18 protein-coding genes are annotated in these 21687 nt (G+C 71.1%); 13 read left to right on the top strand and 5 right to left on the bottom strand.

Features of this window, described 5'->3' with window-relative positions:
* Positions 1-193 precede the first annotated feature (193 nt).
* Genes WYO_RS12880 through WYO_RS12870 form a run of 3 tightly spaced genes read left to right on the top strand, consistent with a single transcriptional unit; the run spans position 194 to position 3286 of the window.
* Positions 194-1084, top strand: coding sequence for a putative selenate ABC transporter substrate-binding protein (locus tag WYO_RS12880; protein ID WP_007563021.1), 891 nt, complete (start codon positions 194-196; stop codon positions 1082-1084).
* Positions 1085-1088: 4 nt separating this feature from the next.
* Positions 1089-1763, top strand: a complete 675-nt coding sequence (locus WYO_RS12875) for an ATP-binding cassette domain-containing protein (protein WP_007563019.1) — start codon at positions 1089-1091, stop codon at positions 1761-1763.
* Positions 1763-3286, top strand: coding sequence for a hypothetical protein (locus tag WYO_RS12870; protein WP_007563017.1), 1524 nt, complete (start codon positions 1763-1765; stop codon positions 3284-3286). The genes WYO_RS12875 and WYO_RS12870 overlap by 1 nt, the downstream gene beginning before the upstream one ends.
* A 375-nt stretch (positions 3287-3661) precedes the next feature.
* On the opposite strand, the gene WYO_RS12865 is transcribed toward WYO_RS12870, so the two are convergent.
* Together WYO_RS12865 and WYO_RS12860 are read right to left on the bottom strand one after the other, a co-directional pair.
* A complete protein-coding gene (locus WYO_RS12865) occupies positions 3662-5911 on the bottom strand; it encodes a TonB-dependent siderophore receptor (protein WP_007563015.1) in 2250 nt (749 codons plus the stop codon).
* Positions 5912-6268: 357 nt separating this feature from the next.
* Entirely contained in the window at positions 6269-7507 is a 1239-nt protein-coding gene (locus tag WYO_RS12860) for an alpha/beta hydrolase (RefSeq protein ID WP_007563014.1), read from the bottom strand.
* A gap of 248 nt (positions 7508-7755) precedes the next feature.
* Between WYO_RS12860 and WYO_RS31550 the strand changes: the two genes are divergently transcribed.
* Positions 7756-7929: a hypothetical protein gene (locus WYO_RS31550; RefSeq protein WP_007563012.1), complete on the top strand. Its 174-nt coding sequence runs from the start codon at positions 7756-7758 to the stop codon at positions 7927-7929.
* 11 nt (positions 7930-7940) lie between these two features.
* Here the strand turns inward: WYO_RS31550 and WYO_RS12855 are convergent, their stop codons facing one another.
* Together WYO_RS12855 and WYO_RS12850 are read right to left on the bottom strand one after the other, a co-directional pair.
* Complete coding sequence (locus tag WYO_RS12855; RefSeq protein WP_007563010.1) at positions 7941-9578, bottom strand: acyl-CoA synthetase; 1638 nt, start codon at positions 9576-9578, stop codon at positions 7941-7943.
* Positions 9579-9653: 75 nt separating this feature from the next.
* Positions 9654-10214 carry a PAS domain-containing protein gene (locus WYO_RS12850; protein WP_007563008.1) on the bottom strand — a complete coding sequence of 187 codons (561 nt, stop codon included), beginning with the start codon at positions 10212-10214 and terminating at the stop codon, positions 9654-9656.
* Between the two features lie 378 nt (positions 10215-10592).
* On the opposite strand from WYO_RS12850, the gene WYO_RS12845 reads away from it, so the two are divergent.
* The 6 genes from WYO_RS12845 (at position 10593) to WYO_RS12820 (ending at position 16762) form a co-directional block, all read left to right on the top strand.
* Positions 10593-11240: a ParA family protein gene (locus tag WYO_RS12845; RefSeq protein WP_007563006.1), complete on the top strand. Its 648-nt coding sequence runs from the start codon at positions 10593-10595 to the stop codon at positions 11238-11240.
* Positions 11224-11544 (top strand): ribbon-helix-helix domain-containing protein, encoded by a 321-nt coding sequence (locus WYO_RS12840; protein WP_007563003.1) that lies wholly within the window; start codon positions 11224-11226, stop codon positions 11542-11544. Before WYO_RS12845 ends, WYO_RS12840 begins: the two co-directional genes overlap by 17 nt.
* 388 nt (positions 11545-11932) lie before the next feature.
* Positions 11933-13249, top strand: coding sequence for a septal ring lytic transglycosylase RlpA family protein (locus WYO_RS12835; protein WP_007563001.1), 1317 nt, complete (start codon positions 11933-11935; stop codon positions 13247-13249).
* Between the two features lie 140 nt (positions 13250-13389).
* Positions 13390-14610, top strand: a complete 1221-nt coding sequence (locus WYO_RS12830) for a D-alanyl-D-alanine carboxypeptidase family protein (protein WP_007562999.1) — start codon at positions 13390-13392, stop codon at positions 14608-14610.
* Positions 14611-14620: 10 nt separating this feature from the next.
* Positions 14621-15322 (top strand): dTMP kinase, encoded by a 702-nt coding sequence (gene tmk, locus WYO_RS12825; RefSeq protein WP_007562997.1) that lies wholly within the window; start codon positions 14621-14623, stop codon positions 15320-15322.
* Positions 15323-15709: 387 nt separating this feature from the next.
* The gene (locus WYO_RS12820) at positions 15710-16762 is read left to right on the top strand and encodes a DNA polymerase III subunit delta' (RefSeq protein WP_007562995.1); all 1053 of its coding nucleotides are present in this window, start codon (positions 15710-15712) and stop codon (positions 16760-16762) included.
* An 11-nt stretch (positions 16763-16773) separates the two neighbouring features.
* Here the strand turns inward: WYO_RS12820 and WYO_RS12815 are convergent, their stop codons facing one another.
* A complete protein-coding gene (locus WYO_RS12815; RefSeq protein WP_007562993.1) occupies positions 16774-17793 on the bottom strand; it encodes an FkbM family methyltransferase in 1020 nt (339 codons plus the stop codon).
* Between the two features lie 210 nt (positions 17794-18003).
* Here WYO_RS12815 and metG point away from each other — a divergent pair, with 210 nt between their 5' ends.
* Genes metG through WYO_RS12800 form a run of 3 tightly spaced genes read left to right on the top strand, consistent with a single transcriptional unit; the run spans position 18004 to position 21220 of the window.
* Complete coding sequence (metG, locus tag WYO_RS12810; protein ID WP_007562991.1) at positions 18004-19593, top strand: methionine--tRNA ligase; 1590 nt, start codon at positions 18004-18006, stop codon at positions 19591-19593.
* A 17-nt stretch (positions 19594-19610) separates the two neighbouring features.
* The gene (locus WYO_RS12805) at positions 19611-20405 is read left to right on the top strand and encodes a TatD family hydrolase (protein WP_007562989.1); all 795 of its coding nucleotides are present in this window, start codon (positions 19611-19613) and stop codon (positions 20403-20405) included.
* Positions 20402-21220, top strand: a complete 819-nt coding sequence (locus WYO_RS12800; protein WP_007562987.1) for an MBL fold metallo-hydrolase — start codon at positions 20402-20404, stop codon at positions 21218-21220. Before WYO_RS12805 ends, WYO_RS12800 begins: the two co-directional genes overlap by 4 nt.
* Positions 21221-21687: the final 467 nt, after the last annotated feature.

Here is a 21687-nt window from a genome sequence, read left to right as displayed (position 1 = left end):
GTCCTGCGGGCAGGCACGAGGGCCGGATGACCGGCGCCCGAAGATCTCGGCCGCCGGAGCCGCGTACCGAACGACGGCCTCTGGTTCTCGGAACACGGGGGCGCCATCAAAGCTCTGGCGCATCGTCTTGAATCCGATATCCAGGGCACCGCACGAGGCGCGCCGGACGCGGGCGCGATGCGGTGGAGGATCCATGCCGGGACTGGGACGGGTGGGGCGGTTCGCCCTGGGATTGGTTTCGCTCGCGCTCGGCACGGCCGCGCAGGCCCAGCCGACCAAGCCGGTCCCGCCCCTCGTGTTCACCGGCATCCCCGACCAGGACGAGAGCCGTCTGGTCGAGCGCTTCGGCAAGGTCGCGACCTATCTCGAGGCCAAGCTCGGCGTCCCGGTGCGCTACATCCCGGTCAAGAGCTACCCGGCGGCGGTGACCGCCTTCACCAACGGCCAGGTGCAGCTCGCCTGGTTCGGCGGCTTCACCGGGGTCCAGGCGCGCCGCGCCGTGCCGGGCTCCCAGGCGATCGCCCAGGGCGCCGAGGACGCGGCGTTCAAGACCTACCTGATCGCCCATGCCGAGAGCGGGCTGGAGCCCAGCAAGGGTTTCCCGCAGGCCATTGCCGGCAAGACCTTCACGTTCGGCGCCCGGGCCTCGACCTCCGGGCGGCTGATGCCGGAATACTTCATCCGCCAGGCCTTCCCGGGGAAGAATCCAGATCAGGTGTTTGCCCGGGTCGGATTCTCCGGCGACCACAGCCGCACGATCCAGCTGGTGCAGTCCGGCGCCTTCGCGGTCGGCGCCGTCGACTACTCGGTCTGGGACCTCGACACGAAGGCCGGCAAGGTCGACCCCAAAGCGGTGTCGGTGATCTGGGAGAGCCCGACCTTCCCGGACTACCAATGGACCGTCCGGGGCGACGTGGACCGGACCTACGGCCCCGGCTTCACCGAGAAACTCAAGGACGCCCTCGTCGGCGTCACCGACCCGGCGATCCTGGAGCCGTTCGGGCGCTCGAAGTTCATCCCGGTCACCAACGCCGCCTACGAGCCCCTGGTCGAGGTCGGCCGCTCCACCGGCCTGCTGGATTGAGGCGGTGCCCGACGGGTCCCGGACGGCGATCCTCCTGGCGAACGCCTCCGCCGCCTATGGCGGCCGCACGGTCCTGTCGGGCATCGACCTGACGGTGCAGAGGGGCGAGCGCGTCGCCCTGATGGGCCGCTCCGGCGCCGGCAAGTCGACGCTGATCGGGCTGATCCAGGCGCAGGCGCCCGAAAAAGTCGCGCTGGTGCCGCAGGCCGCCGCCCTGGTTCGGACCCTGTCGGTGTTCCACAACGTCTATATGGGCCGGCTCGACCAGCGCTCGACCCTGCACAACCTGCGCAATCTGGTCCGCCCGGCCAAGGCCGACATCGCCGCCGTGCAAGGGATCCTCGACCGGGTCGGGCTGGCGGACACGCTCTGGGCGAAGGCCGGGGAGCTCTCCGGCGGCCAGCAGCAGCGCGTCTCGGTGGCCCGCGCCCTCTATAACGGCCGGCCGATCCTGGTGGGCGACGAGCCGGTCTCGGCCCTGGACCGCCAGCAGGGCGCCCGGGTGCTGGCCGAGATGGCGGCGAGCCACGAGACCCTGATCCTGGCGCTCCACGACGTAGCCCTGGCCCTCGCCCAGACCGACCGGATCGTGGTGCTGGAGGCCGGCCGGATCGTCCTCGACGCGCCGGCCCAGGCGCTCGATCCGGAACGGCTGCGCCCCTTCTACGAGGCCGCCTGATGCGGCTCGCCGTGCCGCGGCCCGGCTACGCGGCGGTGAGCCGCTGGTTCCTGGCGGCCGCGCTGGCGGGCCTGCTGGTCGCGGATCTGCACGTCACCACCCTGCACCCCTTCGCCGACCTCGCCCGCCTGCTCGACGGCCTGGTCCGGCCGGACTTCCCGTCGGTGGAGGGCTGGAGCGTCGTCTACACGGTGGCCTTCGCGGTGCTCGGCGTCGGGCTCGGGGCCGGGAGCGGCCTGCTGCTGGCGATCCCGTTCGCCCGCTCGCGGACCGTGCGGCTCGCCTGCGCGGGCCTGCGCGCCGTGCACGAGCTGTTCTGGGCGCTGCTGCTGATGCAGGTCTTCGGCCTCTCGGCCACGACCGGCGTTCTCGCCATCGCGCTGCCCTACGCGGGCATCTGCGCCAAGGTCTATGCCGAGATCATCGAGGAGGCCGACCTCGCCGCGCTCCGGGTGCTGCCCGCGGGCACGGGCGCGGTCTCGGCCTTCCTCTACGCGCGCCTGCCCGAGGTGGCCGGGCGGCTGCGCGACTACACCCTCTACCGGCTCGAATGCGGCCTGCGCTCCAGCCTGGTGCTTGGCTTCATCGGCCTGCCGACCATGGGCTTCTACCTCGAATCCGCCTTCCGCCAGGGCCGCTATGCCGAGGCCGGGGCGCTGCTCCTGGTGTTCTACGGGCTGATCGGCACCCGCCGGCTCTGGATCCGCGGCTGGACCGTGCCGCTCCTGCTCGCCGCCGCCCCCCTGGCCCTGCCCCCGGCGATCGGCAACGCGGCCATCGGGGCGAGCCTCGCGCGCTTCCTCGGCCACGACATCGTGCCGGCGCCCCTGCGCGGCGGCGCGCTCGCCGATCCCGAGACCTGGGCGCGGCTCTGGTCCTGGCTGCGCCCGATCCTCACCGATCAGATCCTGCCGGGCACGATCCAGACCCTGATCCTGGCGCAGATCGCCCTGGCGGCGACCGCGCTCGGGGCGCTGGTCCTGTTCCCGCTCACCGCACGGCGCTTCGCCGGGCCCCTCGGACGGCCGCTCGGGCGCGTGCTCCTCGTGGTGGTGCGCTCCACGCCGGAATACATGCTGGCCTATTGCGGCCTGCAGCTGCTGGGCCCCTCGATGCTGCCGGCGATCCTCGCGCTGGCGCTGCACAATGCCGGGATCGTCGCCTACCTGATGGGCCGGCACGCCGACGCGCTGCCCTACCGGGCCGACGCGCCCACGGGGCTGAACCTCTACGCCTACGAGACGGTGCCGCGCCTCTACGGCCAGTTCCTGGCCTACCTGCTCTACCGCTGGGAGCTGATCCTGCGCGAGAGCGCGATCTTCGGCATCCTGGGGGTGACGACTTTGGGCTTCTACGTGGACGCCGCGATCTCGGAGCTGCGCCTCGACGTCGCCGTGGTGCTGATCGCCGCCACCGCCGGCGTGACCGTGGCGGTGGACGCCCTCTCCCGGGGCCTGCGCCGGTCCCTGCGCATCGACACCCTGCCGACCCGCCTGTCCGGGCCGCAGCCCGTGGCGGGCTGACGGGATCCGGACCGGGCGAACCCAGTCCTTTCAAGGCCTTGGCAGCAGGCAGTGGAGCGTCCCGCTGGCACGGCGACATGGGGGCTTCACACGGGTCGTCCTGCCGACAAATCCGTCATCCCGGGGCCGCGCAGCGGAGCCCGGGATCCAGAAACACCGTCTGGTCAAAGCCTTGCGCTGTCGGCGGCTCTGGATCCCGGGCTCGCCTGCGGCGCCCCGGGATGACGGAGTGAGTGCGGAAGCGTCCGTGGTGCTCCCGGACCCGGAACAGGAGCATCCCCCACTGCCCTAAGGGGACACAATCAAAGTTCTTTCGGATCAAAAGCTTACAACGCGACGTTCCCGTGCGCTCTCAAGACCGGCGAGGCGGGTGCCTCACCATTTGTAGCTCACGCTCGCCAGGACCCGCCGGGCATCGCCGTAGAAGCAGGACGTGGTCGTCTGGCAGGACGAGACGAAGCGGCGGTCGCCGATATTCGTCGCGTTGACCTGCAGGCGCCAGCGCTCCCAATCGTAATGAACCTGCGCGTCGAACAGCACGTAATCCGGCACCCGGAAGGCGTTGGCGACATCCGCGAAGGAGCGGCCGACATAGCGGACGCCGCCGCCGAAGCCGAAGCCGCGCAGGTCGCCGGTCGGGATCGTGTAGTCGACGAACAGGTTGGCGAAGTTCTCCGGGATGTTGACCGGGACCTTGCCGATCAGGTCCGGGCCGCCCCGCTCGTTGGTCAGCCCGTAGATCGTGTACGAGGCCGCCACGTTGAGGCCGTCGAACAGGCTCGCGACGAGCTGCGCCTCGAAGCCCGTGGACCGGACCTCGGCGAGCTGGGCGTTGAACAGCGGGTTGATCGGATTGGCGGTCAGCACGTTCTGGCGGTGGATGTCGAAGCCCGCCAGGGTGACGAAGTAGCCCTGGCCGGGCGGCTCGAACTTCACGCCGCCCTCCACCTGCTTGCCGGTCTCGGGCTTGAAGGTCTGGTTGTTGAGGCCGGTGCCGATCAGCGGCTGGAACGAGGTCGAGTAGCTGACATAGGGGGCGAGCCCGTTGTCGAAATTGTAGATCAGCGCCGTGCGGTAGGTGGTGCCGTTGTCGCTGCGGCCGTTGTTGCCCGTGCCGTTGTTGAGCTTGTCCACCACCCGGTTGTCGGCGAAATCCTGGCGGCCGCCGACCAGCAGGGTGAGCCGGTCGGTGATCTTGATCTGGTCCTGCAGGTAGAGGCCGAGCTGCTTGAATGCGTCGGAATTGATCAGGTACGGCGACGGCGTCCCGGTGGGCAGGCCGTAGGCCGGGGCGAGGATGTTCAGGTCGCTCGCCGGGAACAGCGACGCCTGGTTGTCGTTCAGGCGGTAATCCTTGTAGTCCAGGCCCATCAGCAGGTCGTGACGGAAGTACCCGTCGAAGAACCGCGCCTCGGCTTGGTTGTCGACCTGGAACAGGTTGACCTTGGCGCTGTCCCGGAACTGGTAGCGGGCGAGCAGCGTCTGGGCCGGGTTGCTGTAGCCGAGCTGGCCGATATCCGAGTTCTGGAAGCTCTTGAGGAACGAGTAGCGGAGGTTCTGCCGGAAGGTCCAGGTCTCGTTGAAATCGTGCTCGAACTCGTAGCCCAGGAAGGCCTGGTCGCGCTGGAAGGTGTTGAAGCCGGCATCGCCGACATTGAGCGAGCGCGGGATGCGCAGGCCGGAGGCGTTGGGCCGCACGGTGCCGAAATACGGCAGGAAGTTCGACGTCACCGCGGTGTTGTCGTGCTGGAAGCTCGACAGGAAGGTGAAGCGCGTCGCCCCGTCCGGCTTATAGGTGACCGCCGGCGCGATGTAGAAGCTGTCGTCCGGGGCGCCCTCGACCTGGGTTCCGCCGTGGCGGCCGTAGCCGGTCAGGCGGTAGAACCAGTGGCCCTCCTGGTCGGCCGGGCCGCCGAAATCGAAGGCGGCGTATTTCTGGCCGAACGAGCCGCCGCCGACCTCGGCATAGCCGAACGGGTCGAGGGTCGGACGCTTGGTCACCTGGTTGACGATGCCGCCCGGGCTGCCGGCCCCGAACAACACCGCGGCCGGGCCGCGCAGCACCTCGATGCGCTCGAGCCCGAACGTGTTGGTCTTGAAGTAGCCGAAGCCGTAATTCAGCTGCTGCAGCCCGTCCCGGTAGATGCCGAAATCGCTGACCACGAAGCCGCGCAGGGTCAGGTAGTCGATGCGCGAATCCGCGCCGAACACGCCGCCATAGGCGCCCGCCACGTACTGGGTCGCCTGGGTCAGCGTCTGAGCGTTCTGGGCGTCGAGCTGCTGGCGCCCGATCACGGTGATCGATTGCGGCGCCTCGATCAGCGGGGTGTTGGTCTTCGTCGCGGTGTTCGAGCGCTTCGCCACGAAGCCGTCGATCGGGCCGGTCGGGCTCTCCACGGCGCGCGAGGCCGCGGTGGAGCGCGCCGCCTGGACCGGGCCGCCGCCGCGGCTCTCGACGCTGATCTCGTCGAGCTGCACGCTGCCCTCGGCCGGCGGGCGGGAGACGCCCCGGCGCGGGGGCGTCGCGTCCTGGGCCTGCGCCGGCACGGCCTGCGCCAGCACCGCCAGGGAGGCGCCGGCGAGAAGCGCGCGCAGGGCGCCGGAACGGGGGTGAACGACTCTCATCTGCCTGAGCCCTGTACGACGCCGTGGACAGCCGGCCGCGTTCGCCGGGATCGATCCCGGCGGGGCTGCCCCGCTCTTTAGAATTGTGATAAACTGCTGTTTTCGTTCAGCTTTCCGCTACACGCAGTACGTGCGGCCAGGCTTGGCCGCAAGCGGGTCACACGCGGAAGGCGAGGGCTGTTGCGGTTTCAACACGCGGCGATGGTGCGCCCCGCCTGCCCGGCGGCGCGGCCTGAGCCCGGGCCCGTGCAGACGCCTGTGGACGGCCGCGAGGTAGCGCGCCGCTCACCCCGCACCGGCTTGCGGTTTCACACCTCTTCGGACGAGGCGCGGATAGCGCAGCCCGCGCCGGGGCGGCTACTTCACGTGGGACCCGATCCAGCCGGCCACGAGATCCGCCACGGCGTCGCTGTTGGTCTCCAGCATCACCATGTGGCCGTTGCCGCGCAGGCCCCGGTCGGCCAGCCGGATCGCGTCCGGCTTGGCGCCCGCCTGGGTCAGGAAGGCGACCGTGCAGGCATCGTAGGTGGCGTGGAACGAGGCCTCGGCGGTCACCACCACGGCCGGCACCTTGGCGAGGTTCGGCAGGGTCCGGGCCGGCTCGGCCTGCAGCCAGCAGCGGATCTGGCCGTCCGCTCCCTTGTCCGCCCCTTTGGGCTGCTGCGCCACGACCAGATCCTCCGGCGCCTTGACCGGCGGCTCGAAGGTCAGCGGCATCCGGGTCAGCCCGTAGGCGCGGGCGCGGCCGTCGCCGGACTTCTCCCAGAACTCCTTGCCGCCGCGGAACTGCACGTCGAAGAAGGGCGGCCCGTTCGGCTCGACGCTGACATGGGCCTTCACCAGGTCTGGCCGCGCATCCGAGGCCGCCCAGCCGAACAGGGCGCCCTGGCCGTGGGTGAGCAGGATCGCCGGCCCGATCTTTTCGAGCAGCGCCACCAGGGCCGGGTCGACGAGCTCCTCGGTCTGCTGGCCGTTGGCCAGGAACGGGACCTGGCTGGCGAAGAACTGGTCGAACGCGGCATTGCCCTGCACGCCGGGGCCGCCCGGCCATTGCGTGTGGAGCTTGGCCTGCGGGAACAGGTCGTAGACCTCCGGCGCCGTGTAGGTCTTCTCGAGGCTGCGGGTGCCGAGCCGGTCGTAGGGGCCGTAGACCTCCGGGTTGGTGCCCGAGCGCCCGCGCCCGACCTGATCGACCACGTAGACCTGGTAGCCCTTCTCGACGAAGCGCTGCACCCAGCCCGGGCGGCCATCCGCGGTGGCGAGGAAGTTCACCCCGGTCTGGGCGAGGCCGTGCACCATCACCACCGGGTAGGGCTGGGTGATCTTGGCCGGCGTGCGCGACTGCACGAACATCTGGCCGACCATCACGGTCTTGTCGCCGAGCTTCTGGTAGCGGCCGCCGACATAGACGTAGCCCGCCCGGGTGATCGGCTCGTTGGCAGGGTCCTGAGCTGGCGCCTGGGCCCGGACCGGCGCCGCCGCCAGGATCGCGCCTTGAACCGCGAGCGCCCCCACCAGGAGGCCGCCCGCGATCCGCTCCGCAACCCCTTCCGCGAACCCCTTCGCGAGCCCCTTCGCGCGCCCCTTGCCGGCCATACGTCTCTCCCCCGGTGCGCGCCCCGCACCGGGCCGGCTTATTGCGGGAAACGGAGCATTGGGCCAGCACCTCCGGTTGACGCAGGAACGGCTCCGCGAGAGCCCGAACCCACACGCATGCCAGGCCCATCACGGCGACGCTGGTGAAACCGCGGCCGCACGCCCACCTTCGGTTCATCGCGGGCGCCCTCGACGGCGCCCCTCGCCCGGGCAGCCCGCGGCGAGACCTACGTCAAGGACGTCACGCCGTGGACCCCGCTACCGCCAAGATCCTGGTTTCCGCCGCCCTGGTGGCTTCGATCAGCCTGTTCAGCCTCGTGTCGATCCAGGCCTTCATCGCCCAGATCGCCTCCGACCTGCGCGCCGCCAAGGCCGTGCGCGTGCCGGTCCGCGCCGAGCGCCGGCAGCCCCCGCAGGCCTGACCGGCTCCGCGTCAGGTCCCATCCTGGCGGGCCCGCTCGCGCAGGATGAACTTCTGAACCTTGCCCGTGGAGGTCTTCGGCAACTCGCCGAAGATCACGTGGCGGGGCAGCTTATAGGCCGCCAGCCGGCCGCGGCACCATTGGATCAGCTCGTCGGCGCTGGGCGAGGCGCCCGGCTTCAGCTCGACGAAGGCGCAGGGCGTCTCGCCCCATTTCGCGTCCGGCTTGGCCACCACCGCGGCGGCCGACACCGCCGGGTGCTTGAACAGGGCATCCTCCACCTCGATCGACGAGATGTTCTCGCCCCCTGAGATGATGATGTCCTTCGAGCGGTCCTTGAGCTGGATGTAGCCGTCCGGGTGCCTCACCCCGAGGTCGCCGGTGCGGAACCAGCCGCCCCGGAACGCGGCCTGCGTGGCCTTCGGGTTCTTGAGGTAGCCGCGCATCACGACGTTGCCGCGCATCATCACCTCGCCGATCGTCGTGCCGTCGGCCGGCACCGGCGCCATCGTGTCCGGGTCGCGCACGTCCAGCGCCTCCAGAACCGGGTAGCGCACCCCCTGGCGGGCCTTCTTGGCCGCCCGCTGGTCCGCCGCCAGGGCGTCCCAGTCGGCGTTCCAGGCATTGACCACCGCCGGGCCGTAGCTCTCGGTCAGGCCGTACAGGTGGGTCACGTCGAACCCGGCCTCCGACATCCCGGCCAGCACCGCCTCGGGCGGGGGCGCCGCGGCGGTGAAGAACGCCACCCGCCGGGGCAGGTCCCGGCGCTCGGCATCGGGGGCGTTGATCAGCATCTGCATCACGATCGGCGCGCCGCAGAGATGCGTGACCCCGTGCTCGGCCATCAGCCGGTACATCGCCTCCGCGCGGACCTGGCGCAGGCAGACATGGGTGCCGGCCACGATCGACAGGGTCCAGGGGAAGCACCAGCCGTTGCAGTGGAACATCGGCAGGGTCCAGAGATAGACCGGGTGCTGCCCGAGCGCGCCGGTGATGACGTTGCCGAGCGCCAGCAGCGCCGCCCCCCGGTGGTGGTAGACCACGCCCTTCGGGTCGCCGGTCGTGCCCGACGTGTAGTTCAGGGTGATCGCGTCCCACTCGTCGCCGGGCAGCGCCCAATCGTGCGCCGGGTCGCCCTGCGCCAGGAAGGCCTCGTACGCGGTCTCCCCGAGCCGCGCCCCCGGCCCGTCATAATCCGGGTCGTCGACGTCGATCACGAAGGGCTTCGGCTCCAGCCCCTCCAGCGCCGCCGCGGCGGTCCTGGCGAATTCCCGGTCGGTGATCAGCACCTTGGCCTCGCCGTGCTGGAGGCAGAAGCGGATCGCGGCGGCGTCGAGGCGGGTGTTGAGGGTATTGAGCACCGCCCCGGTCATCGGCACGCCGTAATGGCACTCGATCATCTCGGGGGTGTTGGCGAGCAGGGCCGCCACGGTGTCGCCGCGGCCGAGCCCGCGCCGCGCCAGCGCCGAGGCCAGGCGCCGGGACCGGGCGTAGAGCTCCCGGTAGGTGCGCCGCAGGCCCCCGTGGATCACGGCGACCTGATCGGGAAACACCTGAGCCGCCCGCTCGAGATAGAGCAGGGGGGTGAGCGGCTGGTGGTTGGCCGGCACACGGTCGAGATCGCGGTCGTAGATCGTGTCGCGCGCCATGGGCGTCCTCCCGGTCAAGTCTTTCCGGGACCGTAGCTTGCGGGCGCGGCCGCGATCAATCGCGCACCGGCGGGCTCAGTGGCGTGGCTCGTCCTCGGGCTCCGGCAGGAAGCGGGCGAGCTCGAAGCCGATCTCGATCATCAGGTGCTCGATCCGCTCGACCAGCACCGGCCGCTGCAGGGCCTGGGCGAGGTCGCGCAGGGCGATGACGTGCTCGGCCATCCGGTTCACGACCCGCTCGCTCTGCAGGAGGTTGGCGGTCTGCGTCTCGGTCCGGTCGATGGCGATGCCGCGGCCCTGCAGGGTCCGGCCCGTGGGATCGCGGTCGATCCGGCCGCGCATCAGCAGGGTCCGCACGCCCTTGCGGGTGTCGCGGGTGCGGAACTCCGCCTCCAGGGTGCCGCCGGTCTCCGAGACCGCGTGCAGGTAGCTCTCGATCCGGATCCGATCCTCCGGATGGGTGCGGTCCAGGAACACCGCGAGCGACACGCCGCTCGCGGCCGCCTCCGGGTCGAGGCCGAGCAGCCCCGCCAGGGAGGCCGAGAGCGCCAGACGATCGGCCCAGTGATCGTGGACCCAGGTCCCGACCACGCCGGAGGCGTCGAGGACGGATTGGGAGATCGGGGCTTCGGACATACCATTCCTCGCCGGACTGTCGAACACAACGAAACCTGAGGTTATTAAATCCATCGAGGTACCGGCGCCGGCGACCGTGAGGCTACGGTATCCACCAACGACTGAAAAGACCGTTCGGGTCTCGGTCGACACAAATGTTAACTTGAAGTTTAGGTTGTGCGGGGCGGACCAGTTACGCGCGGGATCCGGCGGCCCGGCGGCGGCGACGGCTTTTAACGGGTCGTTAACCATAGCGGACGCAACGTGCCGCACGACATCCTTGGGTCACAGGATCGCGGCAGCCCGTGATCAGGCACCTGAGGTTGCCCGGCGCGGGCGCGGCAATCGTGGTTGCCCGCACCCCGGCGGATGCGCGGGGCCTTCTGGAGGACGCCCAGGATGAAAGCGATCACCTTCGTCACGCAGAAGGGCGGCAGCGGCAAGAGCACGCTGTGCATCTCCCTGGCGGTGGCCGCCCGGGAGGCGGGCCACACGGTCTGCATCCTCGAGATGGACCGCCAGGCCACGATCTCGGACTGGCTCGACCACCGCACCGCCGACGGCCCCGAGGTCGCCCAGATCGACGCGACGCAGATCGACGCCGTGATGGAGCGCCTGCGTGATTCGGCCTACGATTACGTGTTCATCGACACGCCGGGGGTCGATTCCACCGGCACGCTCTCGGCGATCCGCGCGGCCGACCTGTGCATCATCCCGTGCCGGCCGACCCCGGCCGACCTGCGGGCGTTCAAGCCGACGCTGGCCGCGGTCTACCGGCTGGAGAAGAAGTTCGCCTTCGTGCTGAACCAGACCCCGCCCCGCTCCTACCGGGTCCGGGACGCGGCCGACGGGCTCGCCGTGCTCGGCATCCTGCCCGACGTGAACATCGTCGCCCGCACCGACCACCAGGACGCGATCGGCCTCGGCCAGGGCGTCACCGAGTTCAATCCCAAGGGCCAGGCCGCCGGGGAGGTCCGCCGCCTCTGGTCGTGGATCGAGCGCCGCACGCAGTCTCTGAAGACGGGCCAGCATGTCCAAGCCGCCTAAGCTCAGCCTCGCGGCGATCGTCGCCTCGGCGAACCCGCCGGACCGGCACGCGGCCCGGCCGCAGGGCGCCGAGATCGTGACCCTGGCGCTGGCGCCCCCGCCGGCGAAGCCGGCCGCGACGCTGAAGCAGCGCGCCCGGCAGATGTCGGTCTACCTGGAGCCGCCGGTCTACGACCAGCTTCGCGACCTCGCCTATGCCGAGCGGACCAAGATGCACGCCCTGATGCTGGAGGGCCTCGACCTGCTGTTCAAGCAGCGCGGCGCCCGCTCCATCGCGCAGCTGACCGACACCCCGCCGCGCTGAACCCGGGCGTGGCCCTGCGCCCGCGCAGGGTGCTCGAAGCGTTCGTCGGGACGACGGGGCGGATGCCGTGGCCGCCTCGGACATCCGCGATCCGTCCCCCGCTTCCGGACCGACCCTTCGGCATTCGCCCGCGCGACGAATGCGCCCGGGCCTTCACCGCCGAGAACGAGAAACGTCGTTCCAGCAGCCACCTGCCGGCAATTCCTGATGTCCCACGCGAGGCTCGGGAGCGGCCCGGCGGCATCTTCTGAACCACGACCGCAGGCGTCGTTCAGGCTTCCTTTACGCGACCGATACAATTCTCGGTGGACCGGCTGAGCCCAGAGGCGCGGCCGGTGCCGGTCCGTCCCCCGGCCATGGTCCCGCGTAGAGTTTGGTGATCCCCGATATGGTGCGCACGACCCTTCCCCGGCCTGCGCGCCTCGCCCTGCGGCTCCTGGCCGTCTCGGGCGTGGCCCTGGCCACGGCCAACTGCGCCACCAATCCCCAGCAGCAGAAGCTCGCCTCCGGCAACGGCATCGACCCGAAATACGGGGTCAAGGCGAGCCCGCGCCTCTACAACGAGGGCGACGTGATCCCGAAGGGCGGCGGGCGCCGCTACACCGGCAAGCCCTACGTGGTGGCGGGCCAGACCTACGTGCCCAAGGAGGATCCGCGCGGCTACGTGCGGGAGGGCCTGGCCTCCTGGTACGGCTCGGCCTTCCACGGGCGCATGACCGCCAACGGCGAGGTGTTCGACCGCCACTCGATCGCCGCCGCCCACCCGACCCTGCCGCTGCCGAGCTACGCGAGGGTGACCAACCTCGACAACGGCTCCTCGATGATCGTGCGGGTCAACGACCGCGGCCCCTATCATGCCGGCCGCGTCATGGACGTCTCCGAGGAGGCGGCCGAGGCCCTGGGCTTCCACCGCCGCGGCACCGCGCGGGTGCGGGTCGAATATGCCGGCCGGGCCTCGGTCGCCGGCAGCGACGACCGCAAGCTGCTCGCCAGCCTGCGCACCGACGGGCAGCCGGCCGGCCGCTCCACCGTGATGATGGCCGATCTCGGCCCCACCGAGGAGCCGGAGCGCTACGCCCGCTCGGCCCCCGAGCCGCTGGCGTTCAAGCCCGCCCCCGAGCGCGCGCAGTCGGACGAGGCCCCGGCGCCGCGGCAGGAGCGGCCGGCCCCGGTGCGCGCCCCGATCATGATGGCCTCGGCCGCCATGCGGGTGCCGGCGGCCGTCCAGCCGACCGCCCAGAAGGTCCGGGATTTCCGGCCGGCGCCGATCCAGGTCGCCGACAACAAGGCCGCCGAGACGAAGGGCGCGGGCCTGAAGGTCGCCGGGCTCAATCCGGCCTCCAACCAGGCCTCGCCGCAGGCGGGCGGCCACGGCGCGGCGTCGAAGATCGCCGCCCTCCGGACCGCCCCCGGCCCGGGCCGGGCCGGCGCTCCGGTGAAGGTCGCCGCGGCGGCGCCCGCGGCGCTGCCGCCCGCGTCAAAATCCGCCCTGGCGCATCTCGCCTCCGCGGCGGCGCCGGCCAGGGGCCCGGCCGCGATCCCCGCCAAGCCGGCGGCCTCCACCAAGGGTGCGGCGCCCGCCCAGGTCGCGGTGCCCGCCAAGGTCGCCACCGCCGCCAAGGCGCCGGCCCAGGCGAAAGCCGGCGGCCCGGCCAAGCCGGGGGCGGGCGGTGCCGGGCATGCGCGCCTGGCCGGGATCTACTGAGGCGCCCTCCGGCGCGCCCCGGTCCCGCAATGCGGCATTTCGCGTTCGATCCCGCGTCGAAACCGTAATATGGTCACGCTTGTTATCCGGATACGGTTGGAGTCCCTCCGATCGGACGGCAGGCGCGGGACGGAACGGTGATGCGCAGGACCCTTCTCACCCTTGTCGCGGCCGCCTGCGCGCTGGGGGCGGGCCTCGCCGCCGCGGCCGCCCAGAGCTTCCAGACCGCGGCCCCGCACGCGATCCTGATCGACGCCGATTCCGGCTCGGTGCTGTTCGAGAAGGCCGCCGACGAGCGGTTCTCCCCGGCCAGCATGGCCAAGCTGATGACCACCGACATCGTGTTCGAGGCGCTGAAATCCGGCCGCGTCTCGATGGACACGGAGTTCACCGTCACCGAGGACGCCTGGAAGCGGGGCGGGGCCGGGGGCGGCGGCTCGTCGATGTTCGCGCAGGTCAACAGCCGCATCAAGATGTCGGACCTGCTGCGCGGGCTGATCGTCCAGTCGGGCAACGACGCCGCGATCACCATCGCGGAGAACATGGCCGGCACCGAGGAGGCCTTCGCCGGGCTGATGAACCAGCGCGCCAAGGAGATCGGGCTGACGAACTCGACCTTCCGCAACGCCACCGGCTACTCGGCGCCGGACCAGAAGGTCACGGCCCGGGACATGGCCAAGCTCGCGATCCACCTGATCGACACCTACCCGGACCTGTACAAAATCTTCTCCGAGAAGGAGTTCACCTGGAACAAGATCCGCCAGCAGAACCGCAACCCGCTGCTGGCGCTCGATATCGGCGCCGACGGGCTCAAGACCGGCTACCTGGAGGAATCCGGCTACGCCCTGACCGGCTCGGCGGTGCAGAACGGCCAGCGCCTGGTGCTGGTGATCTCCGGCCTCAAGACCGCCCGGGACCGGGCCGCCGAGGCGCGCAAGCTGATGGAATGGGGCTTCCGCGCCTTCGAGCCCCGGCAGATCTTCGCGGCGGGCGAGACCGTGGCCGAGGCCTCGGTGTTCGGCGGCGAGGCCGGCTCGGTGCCCCTGGTCTCGAAGAAGCCGGTGCGGGTGCTGCTGCCCCGCGGCTCCAGCGACCGGGTCAGCGCCAAGGCGGTCTATACCGGGCCGCTCATCGCCCCCGTGGAGGAGGGCCGGCAGGTCGGCACCCTGCGGATCCAGCGCGGCGACACGGTCGCCCTCGACCAGCCGCTCTATGCCGGCGCCACGGTGGAGCCCGGCACCCTGTCGCAGCGGGCGATGGATGCGGCGCTCGAATTCGGCACCGGCCTCGTCCGCAAGGCCTTCGACCGGGTCGGCAAGAAGGACGCGAAATCCGGCGACCGGGCGGCCGATCCGACGTGATTGGGCGCCCGTGATCGTGCCAGACGCCGAAGAGAGCGCGCAGGGAGCCTTCATCACCTTCGAGGGCGGCGAGGGCGCCGGCAAGTCGACCCAGGTCGCCCGCCTGGCCGCGACCCTGCGGGCCCGCTCGGGGCGGGCGGTCTGCGTGACCCGCGAGCCCGGCGGCTCGCCCCGGGCCGAGGAGATCCGCGCGGCCCTGCTCGGCGGCGTCGCCAAGCCCTACGGCCCCTTCGCGGAGGCGCTGCTGTTCAGCGCGGCCCGGATCGATCATCTCGACCGGCTGATCCGCCCGGCCCTGCGCCGGGGCGAGATCGTGCTGTGCGACCGCTTCATCGACTCGACCCGGGCCTACCAGGGCGCCGCGGGCGGGCTCGACCCGGCGGTGATCGCCGCCCTGGAGCGGGTCGTGGTCGGACCGACCCGGCCCGACCTGACCCTGATCCTCGACCTGCCGCCCGAGGACGGGCTCGCCCGCGCGGCCGGGCGCGGCGCCGGGACGGGGCAGGGGGCCGACCGGTTCGAGGCCGAATCCCTCGCCTTCCACACGCGGCTGCGCGAGGCCTTCCTGGCGATCGCCCGGGCCGAGCCGCAGCGCTGCGCGGTGATCGACGCCGCGCGCGACCCGGATTCGGTGGAATCCGCGATCCGCGCCACCGTGGCGTCCCGCCTGCCGGGCCTGCTGCCGCTGAAGGGAAGCCGGGGCGCCGCCTGAGGGGCCGGACCCGGGTTTACGGGGCGTCTCGACGGGTCGATCTTCTAGCGGGGGATCGGTGGCGGCTGCCGCCGATCCCTGGCCTTCACCCGTCAGGGTGTCGCCGACCCCAGTTCAGCGGGTGGACGGCGAGGCGCAGGTGCAGGCTCCACGCGCCGTCTGCTGTTCTGGAGACTGCCGAGGAGAGAAAAAGATTCTCCGCGCTCCCGGCCCCGTGCGGCCTTCGCGGAGCGGGTTGGCGGGGCCCACCGTGCGAGGCCGGCGTTATTCGGACCCGGGGCGGTGGGCGCCGCCGTCCCGTCTGTGTAAACCGCGCGCATCGAGGACTTCAAAGCGCTTGCCGCTCCTTGCCGGGTGGTCGGGCCTTCGCGCGATGAGACAGGCCGCATGAGACTGGCAGACCGCGCCGCCGACGATGTCGAGCCCGGCGACCTTCCCGGCATCCCGCGCCCGCGGGAGACCCGGGCGCTGGTCGGCCACGAGGCTGCGGCCGACGCCTTCGCGGCCGGGATCGCGGCGGGGCGCCTGCATCATGCCTGGCTGATCGGCGGCGCCGCTGGCATCGGCAAGGCGACCCTCGCCTACCGGGTCGCCCGCCGCCTGCTCGCCTATCCCGAGGGCGGCGGGCCGGCCGGGCTCGATGTGCCGGACGAGAACCCCGTCGCCGGCAAGGTCGCGGGCCTGTCGCATCCGAACCTCGTGGCCCTGCGCCGCCACCGCACCGCCGGCGCCAAGGCGCTGCCGACCAAGATCTCGGTCGACATGGTCCGCCGGGCGCTGGACCTGTTCGCCTCGACGGCCACCGATTCCGGCTGGCGGGTCTGCATCCTCGACAGCGCCGAGGATTTGAACGCCAACGCCGCCAACGCCCTGCTCAAGGTGCTGGAGGAGCCGCCGCCCCGCGCCCTGTTCCTGATCCTGGCCCACCAGCCCGGGCGCCTGCTGCCGACGATCCGCTCCCGCTGCCGGGTGCTGATGCTGCGCCCCCTCGCGCCCGAGGCGGTGGCCCAGGTGGTGCGCGGCCTGCCCGAGCCGTTCCCGCAGCCCGACGAGGCCGCCCTGGCCCGGGCGGTCGCCCAGTGCGAGGGCTCGGTCGCCCGGGCGCTGGCGATGCTCGATCCGGTGACAGCCGGCCTCGTCGCGGAGGTCGAGACCCTGCTGGCCCGGGCGCAGACGCCCGATTGGGGCCGGGTGCTCAAGCTCGCCGAGACCCTGGCCGGGCGCGACGCCGAGGCCCGGTTCGAGGCCGCCCAGGACGCGGTCCTGCGCTTCGTCTCGGCCGAGCTCGACCGGCGCCGGGACGAACCGCCGGCGCGTCTCGCCGCCCTGGTGGAGGTGGCCGAGCGGTTCGGCCGCGCCGCCCGGGAGGCCGCGATCTACAATCTCGACCGGCGCCCGGTGATCCTGTCCCTGTTCGGCGACCTCGCCGAGGCGCCGTAGGGCGGCGCGCCTCAGGCGGCGTAGACCACCGTCTCCCACTCGAAGTTGGTGTGGTGCCCGATATGGATCTCGTAGTCCGGGTTCAGGCGCTTGATCAGCATCGGGATGATGATCAGGTCGTCCTCGGAATGGTAGCCCGAGATCGCGAGCTTCGGCTTGTGCCGCGCGATCGTGGCCCGGGCCCCGATCAGCGCCGACCGCTCCGCGCCCTCGATATCCATCTTGATGAAATCGACCCGGTCGAGCCCCTGCCGCTCGACGAGCTGGTCGATCGTGTCGGTCCGGGCCTCGATCTCGCCCTGGGCATGCATGAAGGAGCCGGCGCCCTTGGCGGCGAACCGGACGGTCTCGCCGGCCGCGTGGCTGAGCGCGTGCGGGACCAGCGCGATCCGCTCGGCGAGTTGCGGATTGCGGTCGAAATTCGCGCGCATGACTGCCTGATGCGCCGGCAGCGGGTCGAAGGAGAAGACGCGCCCGGTCTGGCCGACGCTGGCTGCGAAGGCGAGCGCCGTGTCGCCGAAGCATCCGCCGGCATCGATCACGACGTCGCCGGCTTCCGGCTGGATCCGGCGCGGCCCGTCCAGGTAGTATTGCCGGACCAGGAAGGTCGCGACGATGTTGCCGAGCCACGCGCCGAGCTCCAGCCTGTGGCCCTGGTCCTCCACCGCGAAGGTCTCGAACAGGAACGGCGGGAACACCTGCTCGCTCGGCCCGATGCGACAGGTCGCAGCCTTGGCGTAGAGGTCCATGTAGTCCGGCGTGCTCATCGGCAGCGCGTAGCGGACCGGTCCGAGGGCGCGGTAGGTGATGACGTCGCCCAGGAGCTTGCGGGAGCGCGCGTCGAGCAGGCTCCCGACATGGTCGTACTCGGCCTGATTCTCGATCAGCCGGGCGACCGCCTCGAGGGCGTGCGCCGCCGGGAGCGGGCTCGGAACCCGGTCGCCGAACACCCAGCGGTCGATGATCGGATCCGGGATCTCGGCGCTGCGATGCGCGACGATGTTTCTGACGATGTCGAGCGCAAAACTCACGACGGGCCGGCTCCACAAGAGAGAATGCCGGATTCTTGTCATCTCGATAGGGTTGCCAAAGTTTTAAGCCCGCTCCGCCCGCGTTGACGGGCCCGCCATCCCCGCCGGCGGTGCCGGACCGCGCCGGGAGCCGATCCCGGCGGTTGCGTCCCCGCCGCTGCCGCGCGACAACGCGGGCAGCCTCTCGCGATCATCCGGAACACCACAGACGTGACGTCCAACGCCCCGGCGCACTCCAAGAAGACCTTCGGCCTCTCGACCGCGATCTCCTACCCCAACGGCGCGCCGCATATCGGCCACGCCTACGAGGTGATCGCCGCCGACGCCATCGCCCGCTTCCACCGGCTCGACGGCTACGACGTGCTGTTCTCCACCGGCACGGACGAGCACGGCCTCAAGATCCAGCAGGCGGCGACCCGCGCCAACACCAGCCCGCGCGCCTTCGTGGACGGCACCGCCGCCCGGTTCCAGGCGATGGCCGACCGGATGGATTGCGCCTACGATCGCTTCATCCGCACCACCGAGCCCGGCCATTACGCCGCCGCGCAGGAGATCTGGCGGCGGATGGAGGCCAAAGGCGACATCTACCTGGACAAGTATGCCGGCTGGTACTCGGTGCGCGACGAGGCCTATTACGACGCGGCCGAGACCCGCCTGCTCGAGGATGGCAGCCGCCGCAGCCTCGCCACCGACACGCCCGTCGTGTGGATGGAGGAGGAGAATTTTCTCTTCAGATTGTCCGCCTATCAGGACAGGCTGCTGAAGCTCTACGAGGACCAGCCGGACTTCATCGGCCCGGAGACCCGGAGGAACGAGGTGGCGAGCTTCGTGCGCTCGGGCCTCAAGGACCTCTCGGTCAGCCGCACCAATTTCGACTGGGGCGTGCCGGTGCCCGGCCATCCCGGCCACGTCATGTATGTCTGGGTCGACGCCCTGACCAATTACCTGACGGTCACCGGCTTCCCGGACGAGGCCGATCCCCGGGCGAAATTCTGGCCGATGGACCTGCACGTGATCGGCAAGGACATCGTCCGCTTCCACGCGGTCTACTGGCCGGCCTTCCTGATGTCGGCCGGGCTGCCCCTGCCCAAGCGCGTCTTCGGCCACGGCTTCCTGCTCTCCAAGGGCGAGAAGATGTCGAAGTCGCTCGGCAACGTGCTCGACCCGTTCGAGCTCGCCGACACCTACGGGGTCGACCCGGTGCGCTACTTCGTGCTGCGCGAGGTGCCGTTCGGCGGTGACGGCAGCTACAGCCACGAGGCGATCATCGGCCGGATCAACGCCGACCTCGCCAACGACCTCGGCAACCTCGCCCAGCGCTCGCTCTCGATGGTCGCCAAGAATTGCGACGCCGCGGTGCCGGATCCCGGTGCCTTGCCGGCTTCCTTGGACGAGGCCGACCGCGCCCTCCTGGCGCTGGCCGACGCGCTGCCGGAGACGGTGCGCGGGCTGATGGGCGAGCTCGCGCTCCACAGCGTCCTGGCCGAGATCTGGGCGGTGGTGGCCGAGGCCAACCGCTACTTCGCCGGCCAGGAGCCGTGGAAGCTGCGCAAGTCCGATCCGGCCCGGATGAACGCCGTGCTCTACACGACGCTGGAAGCCCTGCGGGCCTTCGGCATCCTGGTCCAGCCCTTCGTGCCCACGGCGGCGTCCAGGCTCCTGGACCTGCTCGCCGTTCCGCCGGACCGGCGCACGCTCGCCGATATGGGGGAGGGCGGTCGCCTGGTGCCGGGCACCGCCTTGCCCGCCCCGGCCCCGGTCTTCCCGCGGTTCGAGCGACCCGAAACGCCGGCCGCCTGACAGCGCTCCGAGACACGATGCTGATCGACAGCCACTGCCATCTGGATTTCCCGGACTTCGCCGCCGACCTGCCGGGGGTGATCGCCCGCGCCCGGGATGCGGGCGTCACCGGGATGCTGACCATCTCGACCCGGGTCGCCCGGGCCGAGACCTACCGGGCCATCGCCGAGGCCCATCCCGAGATCTGGTTCACCATCGGCACCCATCCGGACGGGGCCGCCGAGGAGCCGGACGTGCCCGCCGAGACGATCGCGGGGATCGCGAAGGCGCATCCCCGCTGCGTCGGGATCGGCGAGGCCGGGCTCGACTACCACTATCCCGACGGCGCCCCCGAGGCCGTGCAGGAGCGGGTGCTGCGCGCCCATATCGAGGCGGCGCGCCTGTCCGGCCTGCCCCTGGTCATCCACGCCCGGGATGCCGACGACCACATGGAGCGGGTGCTCACCGACGAGATGGGCAAAAAACCGTTCCGGGCGGTGCTGCACTGCTTCTCGTCGGGCCAGCGCCTCGCCGAGGTGGGGGTCGAGCTCGGGCTGTCGATCTCGTTCTCCGGCATCGTCACCTTCCGGCGCTCGCACGCGCTGCGCGACATCGCCCGGCGCGTGCCCCGCGACCGGATCCTGGTGGAGACCGACGCGCCGTTCCTCGCCCCCGAGCCGCATCGCGGACGGACCAACGAGCCGGCCTATACGGCCGACACCGCCCGGTCGCTGGCCGAGACCCTGGGACTCTCCGCCGAGGATTTCGCCCGGATCACCACGGCGAATTTTTTCGCCCTGTTCGACAAGGCCAAACCCGCGGAGGCAGCGTGACGGTTTCGGTGGATGCGCCGGCAAGCCTGACCCTGCGCATCCTCGGCTGCGGCTCCTCCGGCGGGGTGCCGCGGGTCGCCAGCGGCTGGGGCGCGTGCAACCCGGAGGATCCGCGCAACCGGCGTCGCCGCTGCTCGATCCTGGTCGAGCGCGTCTCCGGGGGAGGGCGGACCACGGTGCTGGTCGACACCTCGCCGGACCTGCGCGAGCAGCTCCTCGATGCGGATGTCCAGCGCCTCGACGCCGTGCTCTACACCCACGCCCATGCCGACCACACCCACGGCATCGACGACCTGCGGCCCCTGGTGATCACCATGCGGGCGCGCATCCCGGTCTATGCTGACACGCTCACCCGGTCGCTGCTGACGACCCGGTTCGGCTACTGCTTCGAGACGCCGCCCGGCAGCGCCTATCCGCCGATCCTCGACCTGCGCGACCTGCCCCCCGCACTGACCCTCGACGGGCCGGGCGGCCCGATCCCGGTCGAATCGCTCCCCGTGGAGCACGGCACCGAGGCGGCCCTAGGATTCCGGTTCGGCAGCGCCGCCTACATGCCCGATGTCAGCCTGATCCCGGCGGCGAGCCGGGCGCGGCTCCACGGCCTCGATCTCCTGATCATCGACGCCCTGCGGGATACGCCGCACCCGACGCATTTCTCGGTCTCGGACGCCCTGGCGCTGATCGCCGAGACGAAGCCCCGCCGGGCGGTGCTGACCAACCTCCACACCGATCTCGACTACGCCGCCTTGACCGAGCGCCTGCCGGCGGGGGTGGTGCCCGCCTATGACGGGATGGTCCTGACCCTCGACGCCTGAGTCGCGTTCGGGGGCGGGGAGACGCAATCGAGGGTCGAAACCGAATCGGCCGTCACACCCCTGTCGTCACCGGAGTCCAAGAAAATCGGCTCCACCCCGGAACAACCCTGTTGACGGCCGGGAACCATCTGCGTATACACCGCTCATCGGCGCCGGCCGCGGAAGTGGCCCGGGCGCTGAGGCATCTTCTGACAGATCGGCGGGGTTGGCCGGCGGGAACGCCGGGCGATCGGCTGTCTGTCTCTGGTGGGTGGGCTTTTGGGCCTGATCGACCGGTCTTTGACATTGTTGGATTTGAGGAAGGGAGACGCGGACGGCGTTTGTCCTTGCGGCTGGGGCTTCATGCCCTGGCAAGTGAGAGACTAGTGCCGATCGTCGTGTTTCTCTTTTTGAGCTCACCGATTTTGTCGCGCTGTGAAGCGCTGCGGGATCGATTGTGAGGCTCCGTCTGAGAATTACGTGATCGG

Source organism: Methylobacterium sp. GXF4 (assembly GCF_000272495.1).
GTDB classification, from domain to species: Bacteria; Pseudomonadota; Alphaproteobacteria; order Rhizobiales; family Beijerinckiaceae; genus Methylobacterium; species Methylobacterium brachiatum.
Note: the sequence above shows the minus strand (reverse complement) of the source record. Positions and strands in the feature narration are given on the sequence as shown.